The sequence below is a fragment of the Rhodococcus sp. NPDC057135 genome (assembly GCF_042670865.1).
Classification (GTDB): Bacteria; Actinomycetota; Actinomycetes; order Mycobacteriales; family Mycobacteriaceae; genus Rhodococcus_F.
The window spans coordinates 173915-185926 of sequence record NZ_JBHUUU010000009.1 but is presented as its reverse complement, the minus strand read 5'-3'; the positions used below and the strand labels follow the sequence as shown (position 1 = coordinate 185926).

Sequence of the window (12012 nt, the reverse complement as noted above, 5' to 3'; positions counted from 1 at the left end):
CGAAGGTGCAACAACAAACAGGGGCGGGATTAGTCCCGAGTCACGTGACCAGGCCACACCGGAACGCGATCAACGACGCACTCACCCGGTTGGGCACACCGAGCTTGGCGAACAGCGAAGAGATATGCGTCTTGACGGTGGTCTCACCGAGGTACAGCCGTTCCGCGATGACGCTGTTGGCCACGCCCGTCGCCAGGATTGTCAGCACTTCACGCTCACGCTCGGTGAGCGAAGCGAGCGGAGTCTGATCGGGTGCCTGCCGACGCGGCGACGAGGCCACGATGGCGCGTAGAGAATCGGAGCTGAACAACGAGTGGTCCGACGCCACCACCCGTACTGCCTGCTGGAACGCCTGCGGGGCCGCATCCTTGCTCAGGAAACTGTGCGCGCCCGCCTCGACTGCCTGCACAACCATGTCGTCGACATCGAAGGCAGTCATCGCGATGACCTTCGGCGGATTGCTCGTCGACATCAATTCTCGGGTGGCCGCCAAGCCGCCGACCCGTGCCATTTTCAGATCCATCAGCACCACGTGGGGACGAAAACGCGTGACCTTGGCTGCGACCTGATCGCCGTCCTCGGCCTCGGCAACCACCACGATGTCCGACGCTGCTTCCAGGATGTCCTTCATCCCGCGCCGAACCCAGGCGTCGTTGTCGACGATCAAAACTGTGATTCGCGAGTCAGCGTCCATAGTGCGCTCAGATTACCCAGAGCCCCCGACAGTTGGAGAGTAGGCGGGCTACGACGACCAGGGCACCCAGCAACTGACGAGAAAATCGTCCCCCAGCGCGCCTGCCTCGACCTTGCCGCCGATCTCCCGCGCCTGTTCGGCCAACCCGCGTAGACCTGACCGCGAACCGATGGACGTCATGGGCGCAAGCTCGCTGAGCTTGTTGCGTGCAAGGATACGAATTCCGTCGTGCGGCGACCCGGTCACCGAAATAACGAGTATCTGATCGCTCGCGTATTTCTGGACATTGGTCAGTGACTCCTGCACGACGCGATAACAGACGTGCCCCGCCAACATTCCGACATCACCCGGGAGCAACTCCGATTCGAGACGGCAGTGAATGCCCGCGGCGCGTGCACCGTTGACCAGATCGCCGATCGCGTCGATCCCCTGGTGCCCGCCGTGTTCGCGACGATCACCGCTTCCCCTGAGCACTCCGACGATTCCCTTCAATTCGTCCAAAGCCTCGTGCGCGGTGGTTCTGATCATCGCAGCGGTGTTGACGACCTTCTCTGGATTGTCTGCCGCGCTGACCTGCAACCCACCGGCGAACAACGAAATCCGGCTCAAACTGGCCGCGATCGTGTCGTGCATGTCGCGCGCGATCCGCGTTCGCTCTTCGGTGCGAATCATCTCGTCACGCATCACGTCTGTTTTCTCAGTGGCCAGATCCCGTACGTGCTCGGCCTCGACGAGCTCGGTTCTGGTCCGAATCAGGAGCGAGAGCGCCACGACGATGCCGACCATGACGGCCGCGACGAGCCACGGGATCCAGATGGCGACGTCGTATTGAACGACCGCCGAACCGTCCTTGGGTTTCGCGGTGCCCATCGTGAGAACGGAGTACTCACGATTTCGAAAAGCGTCGTAGGTCAACGAAATTCCGCACACGACGTAAACGGCTACCGCAGCGACCGCAAGCCTAGGCCCACGCGCGATACGGGCAACGGCGAACAACGCGATGAGTGCCGCCGTCGCATCTGTGGGGAAGAACAACGGGCCGACCAGCGTGATCGCCAGAACTACCCAGGGATATTGGTGGCGCCAGACAAGCGATACCCCGCCGGCCACGCCCAGGACGAACCCGATACCGACGAGCACCGGTGGCATGTTTCCCGACGAACCGGCGATGGTCACCGTCATGATCGAGCAGAAGATGCTGAACGCGACGGCGGCGGTAGTCCACACGCGTCGTCGCACAACAGTTCCTTTAGTGGTGATCACCGAGCAAGCGTATCGACCGCCACCGACGCCTCGAATCAGCCGAACGGGTGGACGAACAGTCAAGCTCCGACCGAAAGGATGAGGCGCCCCGATCTTTCGACTGAAGCGGTGAGCGGTCCCCACATCGTTGACTTGTGCCATACCAACTCTCGAAAGGCGCACATCATGCGATCACTCCGCACTCCCCTCGCCCTCCTCGCCGTCGGCGCAGCCCTGTTCGCCACCATCGCCTCGGGCGAGACCGACGAAGCGAAGAAGGTCGACGACAACGGTTCGTCCGCCGCACCTGCGGCTGCGTTCGGAATCGGCGACGTCGTCGAACTGGGCGACTGGCGCGTCCAGGTACACGGCGTTGTCGATCCTTACGTCTCGACCAATCAGTTCATCACCGCGGATCCCGGAAACCGCTACGTCGTCGTCGACACCGAGGTCACCAACAACAGTGACAAGCCGTCGACGGTCTCGTCGATGATGTGCTTCGAAATGCAGGACTCGGCAAACAAGTCGTACAACATCACGTTCACCGACAGCAGCACGTCGAGTGTCGACGGAGAACTTGCGCCGGGCGCTGCCAAGCGAGGCGAATTGGCGTACGAGGTCCCCGAAGCCGCCACCGGTCTGCGCCTTCAGTTCAAGTGCGATCTGTTCTCGTCCGGCTCGGCAACGATCAACCTGTCGTGAACCGTCCGGGCGATCTGCTGCTGAGTCCGTGGGCGCTGGTCTCGGTGGCCGTCATCTTGGTCAATGACCACGTACTCAAAGGAGCCTTCGGGAACACGATGACGGGCAAGCTGTCCGACGTCGCCGGCGTGTTCTTGTTTCCCCTGCTTCTTCTCTCGGTTCTCGAGGTGCTCAGGCGAAGCCTGGTGGGGCGAGCAGCGATCGCCTGGTCCATCACAGTCACGGGAATCGGCTTCGCCGCCGTGAAGGTGGTACCGCCGATCGGCGACGCGTACGAGTGGGTGATCGGGTTTCTCCGCCTGACCGCAGGAGGATTCCGCGGAGATCTCTTGCCGATCGTGGTCTTTCGCGATCCCTCGGATCTGTGGGTACTCCCGATACTGTTCGCGAGCTACCTGGTCGTCACACACCACCGCACTCGGGCGCCGGAGGGGGCGCCCGAGCACGAGATGGTCAGTCCAGGGCCGCGTCCAACGTGATGTCGACGCCGGTGAGTGCCTTGCTGATCGGGCAGGTTTCCTTGGCCGCCTGGGCAACCTTGGCAAAACCGTCGGCGTCGAGGCCGTCGACCTCGGCGCGAACGGTGAGCTTGATTCCGGTGAGCTTGAAGCCGACCGTGTCGGGGCCGAGTGACACGTCCGCGGTGATGTCGAGGCTCTGCGGGGTTCCGCCGGCCTCGGCGATCAGGGCCGACAACTGCATCGCGTAGCAGGACGAGTGTGCCGCGGCGATGAGTTCCTCGGGGCTGGTGGTTCCGCCGGCCTCCTCAGCTGCGCGCTTGGGGAACGACACGTCGAAGGTGGCGACGCCCGAGCTGGTGAGTTCCACCTGTCCCGATCCGGCCTCGAGGGTGCCGTTCCAGGCGGTGCGTGCGGTACGAGTTGGCATTGCTGTCCCTACTTCCGTCTTCACATGATTCGGTGAACGCCTTGCGATCACGAACCTACCCGCGATACGTGAAGTCACACCTACTGTTTCGGACTGCTCTACCCGAGGAGCGTCGCAGACAGCAGCTTCTCGACGCGCGCCTGCGCGGAGTTCTCCGAGGAAAAGTGCACGATTCGGCCGATGTCGAAGACCAGTCCGAGCGCCGCATGGACGAGGAACCGCGCTTGGACGATCGTCAACTCCGGCCGTGCCTCGACGCACAGGTGCGCCCACTCCTCGACATTGAGCCGCTGAATATTGCGCAACTCGGTCCGTGATCGATCCGGCAAGCTGCCGATCTCGGCAAAGTACACGGCCAACAGTTCGCTGGTCCCGAATGAAACCTCGACGTACATCTTCGCCAACGTCTCGACGGCCGCGAGAGGAGTCTCCGACTCCGCCAAGGCCGAACCCAACGTCATCGTCAGACGATCGGACGCCCGGTGGAAGGCCGCAGCAAGTAGGTCGGCCTTGCTCGCGAAGTGCCTGTACACGCTCGATGCGTTGATACCCGCCGCAGCACCGATCTCCTCGATACTCACGTCGTGATAGCCGCGCTGATAGAACAGTAGTACGGCTTCCTGAAGCAGCACTTCACGTTTCGACGTCCGGGCGAGGCCGGGTTTGCGTTCGGGCGCCACTTTCTTCGCGCCGCCAGCCTCACCAACGGGCAATTCGACGCCGATGACAGACCAGCATGCCGCAAGAATCAGCGCTTCGATCTGCTTGGCGGACAACGCCGATCGGTGTCCGGTGATACTGGCGATCACACTGAGCACGGCCGGTGCGATCAGCTCTACATCGGCCGGATCGAGTTCAGGACGCACTGCGGCAAGCGGTTCGGCGATCCGAAGATTGAGCGTGCGCATTCCCACCCTCAATTGCTCACGATCCTCGTCGACCAGGTAGCGCCCCTCCCAACGGTAGAGCCCTCCCCTGCGCCGATTCTCGATCGTTGCGCGGATGACACCCACCATCGTGGAGTTCAACTGCTCGCGTGGATCTTCGTTTCCGTGCACCGCTGGATCGCTGGCATCCAACAACGCCTGCGTCAGGTTGTTCACCGTGTAGACGAACAGCGCGTATTTCGTGGGGAAATGACGGTAGAGGGCGGGCCCGGAGATTCCGACCTTCGCTGCGATCTCGTCGATACCGACCGCGTGATAGCCACGTTCACTGAACGCCTCCGCGGCAGCGGCCGCGATTTGCGCCTTCCGATTCTTCGGACGCGTCCGTGGTGCAGGTTCACTGCCGCGCACGGAGACGCGTGTCTGTCCGGGCACCAAACCCTCCACTTCCGTTGCTTTCCACTTCTACTTCCTTCGTCCGCTGCACCGCTCTTTCACAGGCGCGAGTCCGAACGGATCATGGTAACCGTCACGAAAGTCGCAATTCGCGCCCGGTACAGCTTCACCCGAAACCCTACAACGCAGGTGTTGCGACGGACGGATTCCGCAAAAAGAGTCTTGACACCCGCTCTCACCCCGGTGTTATGTTAGTGACGATTCGCACAAACTTGCACGTAGTCCGCTGGCGGGCTCATTCCATGCTGCGTGGGGTTTTTCCTTGCCCCCAAGAGGGTTCGACGTCGATAGACCGACCGTAAGAAAGTAGTTGTGAGCACATGATTCGCACTCGCTTCACCGAGATGTTCGCCGTAGACCATCCCATCGTGCAGGGCGGCATGATGTGGGTAGGACGCGCAGAACTTGTTGCGGCCACGGCAAATTCCGGCGCCCTCGGATTCCTGACGGGCCTCACCCAGCCCACACCGGAAGACCTCGTCAAGGAAATTGCTCGCACTCGCGATCTCACCGACAAGCCATTCGGCGTCAATCTCACCATTCTGCCGTCGATCACACCGCCGCCGTACGCCGAATACCGCCAGGCGATCATCGAATCCGGGATCAAGATCGTCGAAACGGCCGGTTCCAGTCCGATCGATCACCTTCCGCATTTCAAGGACGCGGGCGTGAAGGTGATCCACAAGTGCACTGCAGTTCGTCACGCCGTCAAGGCCGAGAGACTGGGCGTCGACGCCGTCAGTATCGACGGTTTCGAATGCGCCGGGCACCCTGGCGAAGACGACATACCAGGGCTGATTCTGATTCCGGCTGCCACGCAGCAACTCACGATTCCCGTGATCGCTTCGGGCGGAATCGCAGATTCCCGTGGACTCGTCGCGGCGCTTGCGCTGGGCGCAGACGGCGTCAACATGGGAACTCGATTCATGTGCACCGTGGAATCGCCTGTAGCACAATCGGTTAAAGAACAGATAGTCGCCAATACCGAACGTGACACCAAGCTGATCTTCCGGACGCTTCACAACACCGCGCGCGTGGCCGCGAATGCGATCAGCGCCGAAGTCGTCGACATCGAGGCACGCGGCGGCGCGCAGTTCAGCGACATTCAACATCTGGTCGCCGGAGCACGCGGGCGCAAGGTCTTCGAAGACGGCGATCTCGATGCTGGCATCTGGTCGGCCGGCCAAAGCCAGGGATTGATCAACGACATCCCGACCGTCGCCGACATGATCGACCGCCTGGTCTCGGAGGCCGAACACATCATCACCTCACGGCTTTCCGGATTCGTGACGGCGGTGAGCGCGGCATGACCGCCACCGCCGAGGCGGGCTTCCGCTCCGAAATCACCGACGGTGTACTGCGATTGACTTTCGACCGCCCCAAGCGCATGAACGCGATCGATCTGCCCACAATGAACGCCTTCGCTGCCGCCGTCCAAGACGGCGGCGCAAACCCGGCAGTTCGTACCATCGTCATCACCGGCTCCGGTCGAGCATTCTGTACCGGCGCCGACCTCGCCGCAGCGGCCGTCAACCCCGCAGACCCGAAAGTCGTGATGGATGCGGCAACTTCTCTGATACGCGCCATCACCAGGGCCCCGGTCCCGGTGATCGCTGCGGTCAACGGCCCGGCCGCCGGCGTCGGTGTATCCATCGCTCTAGCCGCGGACCTGACGTACGCAGCATCGAGCGCCTACTTCCTTCTCTCGTTCGTCAACATCGGCCTGATGCCGGACGGCGGCGCCAGCGCGCTGGTACCGGCGGCGATCGGACGCGCCCGCGCGGCCGAGATGGCGTTGCTGGGCGAGCGGGTTTCCGCCGAGGATGCCGAGCGTTTCGGGCTCGTGTCCCGCACCCTCTCCGACGACGCGTTCGACGCACACATCCAGTCGATCGCCGATCGCACGTCGAAGGCTCCCCGACGCGCCCTCGAACTCACGAAGCGCGCACTCAATGCGGCGACACTGGACCGACTCGATGCTGCGCTGGAGCTCGAAAATACCGGTCAGGCAGAACTTCTCACCGGCGAGGACTTCAAAGAAGGCGCGATGGCGATGCTGCAGAAACGCGCACCGCACTTCAAGTAGTCACTGCGAATTTTCGTTAACAAAACCACTGTACGAATCGACGGCTCACTGTAGCCTGAGTCACACAATCCCCCACGCATGAGAGGAACCCATCGATGGCCTCCACCGATGCAGTCTCCGAGGCGCAGCGTTCACGCCGCACCAACTGGAACAATCAGATCGCCAGGCATGCGCAGATGATTCCCGATCGCACCGCGCTGCGATTCTTGGGCGATTCCATCACCTGGAGCACCCTCGAAGCACGCGTCGAGAAGCTGGCAGACGCCCTTGCCCGACGCGGCGTCAGCTTCGGCGACCGCGTGCTCATCTTGATGCTCAACCGTCCCGAATACCTCGAGGTCGTGCTCGCGACCAACGCACTGGGCGCGATCGCTGTCCCGGTGAACTTCCGTCTGACACCACCAGAGGTCGCTTACCTGGTAAACGACTCCGGCTCCAAAGTCATTGTCGCCGAAGGACCGTTGGCTCCGTTGGCCGGCGCCGCGCGCGCCGCGTCCGAGGGTATCGACATCTCCATCACCGTGGGCGCTACCGCCGAGGGCGACAGCCTGAACTACGAGGACCTGATCAGCGAAGAGGGTAAGGAGCACGCGTTCGTCGACATCCCGGACGACACCCCCGCTCTCATCATGTACACCTCGGGAACCACCGGTCGCCCCAAGGGCTCGGTGCTTTCCCACTCGAACCTGTCTTCGCAAGCATTGACCTGTATCAGAGCCTTCCACTTGTTCAGCGCCGATTCCATCGGCTTCTGCGCCTCGCCCATGTTCCACATCGCGGCCATTGGCTCCATCGCACCGAACCTGCAACTCGGCACGACAACGGTGATCCACCCGGTCGGCGCGTTCGACCCGGGCCAGCTACTCGACATTCTCGAAGCCGAGAAGGTCACCAGCTTGTTCCTCGTGCCCGTGCAATGGCAGGCCGTGTGCGCAGTGCAGAAGGCGCAACCTCGAGCACTGTCACTGAAGAACATCTCGTGGGGCGCCGCACCGTCGTCCGACACGATCTTGCGGGCAATGGCCGAAACCTTCCCCGACGCATTCAATGTCGCAGTCTTCGGTCAGACCGAGATGTCGCCCATCACTTGCGTTCTCGACGGCGAGGATGCAATTCGCAAGCTCGGATCCGTCGGTCGGGTCATCCCGACCATCTCGGCCAGGGTCGTCGACGAGAACATGGACGACGTGACACCCGGTGAGATCGGCGAAATCGTCTACCGCGGGCCCACGATGATGAGCGAGTACTGGAACAACCCCACCGCCACTGCTGACGCCTTCCACGGTGGGTGGTTCCACTCGGGCGATCTCGTTCGCGTCGACGACGAAGGCTTTGTCTACGTCGTGGATCGCAAGAAGGACATGATCATCTCCGGCGGAGAGAACATCTACTGCGCCGAGGTCGAAAACGTCCTCTACGAACACGAATTGATCATCGAAGCCGCCGTAGTCGGTCGCCCCGACGCCAAGTGGGGTGAGGTGCCGGTCGCGATCGTCGCGATGGCGCCAGGCTCAGCCGTGGACCTGACCATCGAGGAGCTGAGCATCTTCCTCAATGATCGGCTCGCGCGCTACAAGCACCCGAAGGACATCGTCGTCGTGGAAGCGCTGCCGCGAAATGCAAGCGGCAAGGTCGTCAAGGGTGAACTGCGAGAGAAGGTTCGAGCAGTCGACGCAGTTTCCTGACTCCACACGCAAACGGGCGGTACCTCCAGCGAGGTGCCGCCCGTTTGTGTGTGCCCGTCAAGCGCTCTGCGAATGCAACTTCCGATGCAGTTCTCGCACCTGCGGAACCAACTCCGGTACCGGGCCTTCGACCGGGATGTTCGGCGCAACCTCGTTGACGGACAAAGACTTCACCGGTGCCGGAGCCACACCCCACTCCGCGAGCCAGTCGCCCAGTTGGGCCGAAGAGCAGATGTAGACGATACGTCCCAGTCCCACCCATGCGTGCGCTGCCGAACACATCGCGCAGTGCTCGCCCGAGGTGAACACCGTTGCTGTGGAGCGCTCTTCCGGCGTCAGGTATTGAGCCGCCCACCGCGCCAGCTCGAACTCGGGGTGGCGGGTGTTGTCGCCGCCCGCAATCCGGTTTCGATCCTCCGCCAGAAAGGTCCCGTCGGCCGATACCAGGACGGAACCGAAAGGTTCGTCACCGGCATCCAATGCCTCCGAAGCCAATTCGACGCAACGGCGCAGATGACCCAGTTCGATGTCGTTCATGTGCACATCCTCTCCCGTGATGCACGAAACGGGCGGCACCGGTGAGGTGCCGCCCGTTCGTTACTTACTCTGCTGTACTACTCTGCTGCGCTTTCGCTTTCGCCGGCCTTGGTCAGCTCGATCGGCGGTGCGTCCGGCACGTCGATCGGCTTCTTGGTGGGCGTGAACGTGAACTTCGCGTCCTCGCCCGAGCCTTCGCCGTCCCAGTTCTCGACGTCGACGAGCACGATGTGACCCGGTCCGATCTCTCCGAAGAGGATCTTCTCGGACATCTGGTCCTCGATCTCACGCTGGATGGTACGACGCAGCGGTCGTGCACCCAGTACCGGATCGAATCCGCGCTTGGCCAGAAGCGACTTGGCCTTGTCGGTGACCTCCATGGCCATGTCCTTGTTCTTGAGAGCCGCCTCGACGCGAGCGAGCATCAGGTCGACCATCTGAACGATCTGCTCGTTCGTGAGCTGATGGAAGACGACGATGTCGTCGATACGGTTCAAGAACTCGGGGCGGAAGTGCTTCTTCAGCTCGTCGTGAACCTTGAGCTTCATGCGCTCGTAGTTCGACTCCGTGCCCGTTCCCGAGCTGAAGCCCAGGCCGACTGCCTTGGAGATGTCCGACGTACCGAGGTTGGACGTGAAGATCAGCACCGTGTTCTTGAAGTCGACGGTACGTCCCTGACCGTCGGTGAGACGGCCGTCCTCGAGCACCTGCAGGAGGGTGTTGTAGATCTCCTGGTGTGCCTTCTCGATCTCGTCGAACAGCACAACGCTGAACGGCTTGCGGCGAACCTTCTCGGTGAGCTGGCCGCCCTCTTCGTATCCGACGTACCCGGGAGGGGCACCAAACAGACGCGAAGCGGTGAAGCGGTCGTGGAACTCGCCCATGTCGATCTGGATCAGAGCGTCGTCGTCGCCGAACAGGAAGTTGGCGAGCGACTTCGCGAGCTCGGTCTTACCGACACCGGACGGGCCGGCGAAGATGAACGAGCCCGAGGGACGCTTGGGATCCTTCAGACCTGCACGCGTACGGCGGATCGCCTTCGAGACGGACTTGACTGCCTCTTCCTGGCCGATGATCCGCTTGTGCAGTTCCTCTTCCATGCGGAGCAGACGAGTGGTCTCCTCCTCGGTGAGCTTGAAGACGGGGATGCCGGTCCAGTTGCCCAGAACCTCGGCGATCTGCTCGTCGTCGACCTCGGCGATGACGTCCAGGTCGCCCGCACGCCACTGCTTCTCACGCTCGGCGCGCTGAGCGACGAGGGTCTTCTCCTTGTCACGCAGGTTCGCGGCCTTCTCGAAGTCCTGCGCGTCGATCGCGGACTCCTTCTCGCGACGCGCGTCGGCGATGCGATCGTCGAATTCGCGCAGGTCCGGCGGTGCAGTCATCCGACGGATGCGCATTCGTGCGCCCGCCTCGTCGATGAGGTCGATCGCCTTGTCCGGCAAGAAGCGGTCGTTGATGTAGCGATCGGCCAGCGTCGCCGCTGCCACGAGAGCACCGTCCGTGATGGACACACGGTGGTGAGCCTCGTAGCGGTCACGAAGACCCTTGAGGATCTCGATGGTGTGCTCGACGGTCGGTTCGCCCACCTGAACGGGCTGGAAACGACGCTCGAGAGCGGCATCCTTCTCGATGTACTTGCGGTACTCGTCGAGAGTGGTGGCACCGATGGTCTGCAGCTCACCGCGGGCAAGCTTGGGCTTGAGGATGGAGGCCGCATCGATAGCGCCCTCGGCCGCGCCCGCACCCACGAGAGTGTGCAGCTCGTCGATGAACAGGATGATGTCGCCGCGGGTGTTGATCTCCTTGAGAACCTTCTTCAGGCGCTCTTCGAAGTCACCGCGGTAACGACTGCCGGCCACGAGCGACCCGAGGTCGAGCGTGTACAGCTGCTTGTCCTTGAGGGTCTCGGGGACCTCACCGTTGACGATTGCCTGAGCCAGGCCCTCGACCACAGCGGTCTTACCGACACCGGGTTCACCGATGAGAACCGGGTTGTTCTTGGTACGACGCGAGAGAACCTGCATGACACGCTCGATTTCCTTCGAGCGGCCGATGACCGGGTCCAGCTTGCCTTCGAGGGCAGCTTGCGTCAGGTTGCGACCGAACTGGTCGAGCACGAGCGAGGTGGACGGCGTGCCGGCCTCTCCGCGGGTGCCACCGGTTTCGGTGGGCTCCTTGCCCTGGTAGCCCGACAGCAGCTGGATGACCTGCTGGCGGACGCGGTTGAGATCGGCACCGAGCTTGACCAGAACCTGGGCTGCTACGCCCTCACCCTCGCGGATGAGACCGAGCAGGATGTGCTCCGTACCGATGTAGTTGTGTCCGAGCTGCAGCGCTTCGCGCAGACTCAGCTCGAGGACTTTCTTGGCGCGCGGTGTGAAGGGGATGTGACCGGACGGAGCCTGCTGGCCCTGGCCGATGATCTCCTCGACCTGGCTGCGGACTCCCTCGAGGGAGATACCCAACGACTCCAACGACTTGGCTGCAACACCTTCGCCCTCGTGAATGAGGCCGAGAAGGATGTGCTCCGTGCCGATGTAGTTGTGGTTGAGCATCCTGGCTTCTTCTTGAGCCAGGACAACAACGCGCCGCGCGCGATCGGTGAACCTCTCGAACATCGCTCTCCCTCACACTCTCCGGCGGGCAGGTTCGAGACCGGATGTCTCGTCCCTGGTCGCCGCGTTTCGCTCCGGCACTACAGACTGATCGCCTCGCCGGTCAGCGGACTGACGTCCACGAATCGACAAAGGTTGCACGACCCCACTTATTACTCTAGAGGGCGCGAAGTCCACCTGCTGCTCCTCCACCCGATTGGCGGCGGAAGCCGGACTG

At 62.5% G+C, this 12012-nt stretch carries 11 protein-coding genes; 5 read left to right on the top strand and 6 right to left on the bottom strand.

Annotated features, from left to right (window positions below):
* Positions 1-40: 40 nt before the first annotated feature.
* Together ACFT1A_RS18720 and ACFT1A_RS18715 are read right to left on the bottom strand one after the other, a co-directional pair.
* Entirely contained in the window at positions 41-694 is a 654-nt protein-coding gene (locus ACFT1A_RS18720) for a response regulator (RefSeq protein WP_378448185.1), read from the bottom strand.
* 48 nt (positions 695-742) lie between these two features.
* Positions 743-2098: a sensor histidine kinase gene (locus tag ACFT1A_RS18715; RefSeq protein ID WP_378448184.1), complete on the bottom strand. Its 1356-nt coding sequence runs from the start codon at positions 2096-2098 to the stop codon at positions 743-745.
* 24 nt (positions 2099-2122) lie between these two features.
* Here ACFT1A_RS18715 and ACFT1A_RS18710 point away from each other — a divergent pair, with 24 nt between their 5' ends.
* Together ACFT1A_RS18710 and ACFT1A_RS18705 are read left to right on the top strand one after the other, a co-directional pair.
* On the top strand, positions 2123-2638 hold the full coding sequence (locus tag ACFT1A_RS18710; protein ID WP_378448183.1) for a DUF4352 domain-containing protein: 516 nt from the start codon (positions 2123-2125) through the stop codon (positions 2636-2638).
* On the top strand, positions 2635-3117 hold the full coding sequence (locus ACFT1A_RS18705) for a hypothetical protein (protein ID WP_378448182.1): 483 nt from the start codon (positions 2635-2637) through the stop codon (positions 3115-3117). The genes ACFT1A_RS18710 and ACFT1A_RS18705 overlap by 4 nt, the downstream gene beginning before the upstream one ends.
* On the opposite strand, the gene ACFT1A_RS18700 is transcribed toward ACFT1A_RS18705, so the two are convergent.
* Positions 3092-3526 carry an OsmC family protein gene (locus ACFT1A_RS18700; RefSeq protein WP_003945839.1) on the bottom strand — a complete coding sequence of 145 codons (435 nt, stop codon included), beginning with the start codon at positions 3524-3526 and terminating at the stop codon, positions 3092-3094. The two genes, ACFT1A_RS18705 and ACFT1A_RS18700, sit on opposite strands and share 26 nt — an antisense overlap.
* A 98-nt stretch (positions 3527-3624) precedes the next feature.
* Entirely contained in the window at positions 3625-4848 is a 1224-nt protein-coding gene (locus ACFT1A_RS18695; protein WP_378448181.1) for a TetR/AcrR family transcriptional regulator, read from the bottom strand.
* Positions 4849-5189: 341 nt separating this feature from the next.
* Here ACFT1A_RS18695 and ACFT1A_RS18690 point away from each other — a divergent pair, with 341 nt between their 5' ends.
* From ACFT1A_RS18690 to fadD5, 3 genes are all read left to right on the top strand, one after another.
* Positions 5190-6179, top strand: coding sequence for an NAD(P)H-dependent flavin oxidoreductase (locus ACFT1A_RS18690; RefSeq protein ID WP_378448180.1), 990 nt, complete (start codon positions 5190-5192; stop codon positions 6177-6179).
* Entirely contained in the window at positions 6176-6955 is a 780-nt protein-coding gene (locus ACFT1A_RS18685; RefSeq protein WP_378448179.1) for an enoyl-CoA hydratase, read from the top strand. The genes ACFT1A_RS18690 and ACFT1A_RS18685 overlap by 4 nt, the downstream gene beginning before the upstream one ends.
* Before the next feature lie 95 nt (positions 6956-7050).
* Positions 7051-8640 (top strand): fatty-acid--CoA ligase FadD5, encoded by a 1590-nt coding sequence (gene fadD5 / locus ACFT1A_RS18680; RefSeq protein WP_378448178.1) that lies wholly within the window; start codon positions 7051-7053, stop codon positions 8638-8640.
* 57 nt (positions 8641-8697) lie between these two features.
* Here fadD5 and ACFT1A_RS18675 read toward each other — a convergent pair whose 3' ends face one another.
* Positions 8698-9177 carry a nucleoside deaminase gene (locus ACFT1A_RS18675; RefSeq protein WP_378448177.1) on the bottom strand — a complete coding sequence of 160 codons (480 nt, stop codon included), beginning with the start codon at positions 9175-9177 and terminating at the stop codon, positions 8698-8700.
* A gap of 77 nt (positions 9178-9254) precedes the next feature.
* On the bottom strand, positions 9255-11798 hold the full coding sequence (locus ACFT1A_RS18670; RefSeq protein ID WP_003945604.1) for an ATP-dependent Clp protease ATP-binding subunit: 2544 nt from the start codon (positions 11796-11798) through the stop codon (positions 9255-9257).
* Between the last annotated feature and the right edge of the window lie 214 nt (positions 11799-12012).

Coding starts and splice junctions, on each gene's coding strand:
- ACFT1A_RS18700 (WP_003945839.1), bottom strand. CDS start 3,526: ATGCCAACTCGTACCGCACGCACCGCCTGGAACGGCACCCTCGAGGCC.
- fadD5 (WP_378448178.1), top strand. CDS start 7,051: ATGGCCTCCACCGATGCAGTCTCCGAGGCGCAGCGTTCACGCCGCACC.
- ACFT1A_RS18690 (WP_378448180.1), top strand. CDS start 5,190: ATGATTCGCACTCGCTTCACCGAGATGTTCGCCGTAGACCATCCCATC.
- ACFT1A_RS18720 (WP_378448185.1), bottom strand. CDS start 694: ATGGACGCTGACTCGCGAATCACAGTTTTGATCGTCGACAACGACGCC.
- ACFT1A_RS18715 (WP_378448184.1), bottom strand. CDS start 2,098: ATGGCACAAGTCAACGATGTGGGGACCGCTCACCGCTTCAGTCGAAAG.
- ACFT1A_RS18685 (WP_378448179.1), top strand. CDS start 6,176: ATGACCGCCACCGCCGAGGCGGGCTTCCGCTCCGAAATCACCGACGGT.
- ACFT1A_RS18670 (WP_003945604.1), bottom strand. CDS start 11,798: ATGTTCGAGAGGTTCACCGATCGCGCGCGGCGCGTTGTTGTCCTGGCT.
- ACFT1A_RS18675 (WP_378448177.1), bottom strand. CDS start 9,177: ATGAACGACATCGAACTGGGTCATCTGCGCCGTTGCGTCGAATTGGCT.
- ACFT1A_RS18710 (WP_378448183.1), top strand. CDS start 2,123: ATGCGATCACTCCGCACTCCCCTCGCCCTCCTCGCCGTCGGCGCAGCC.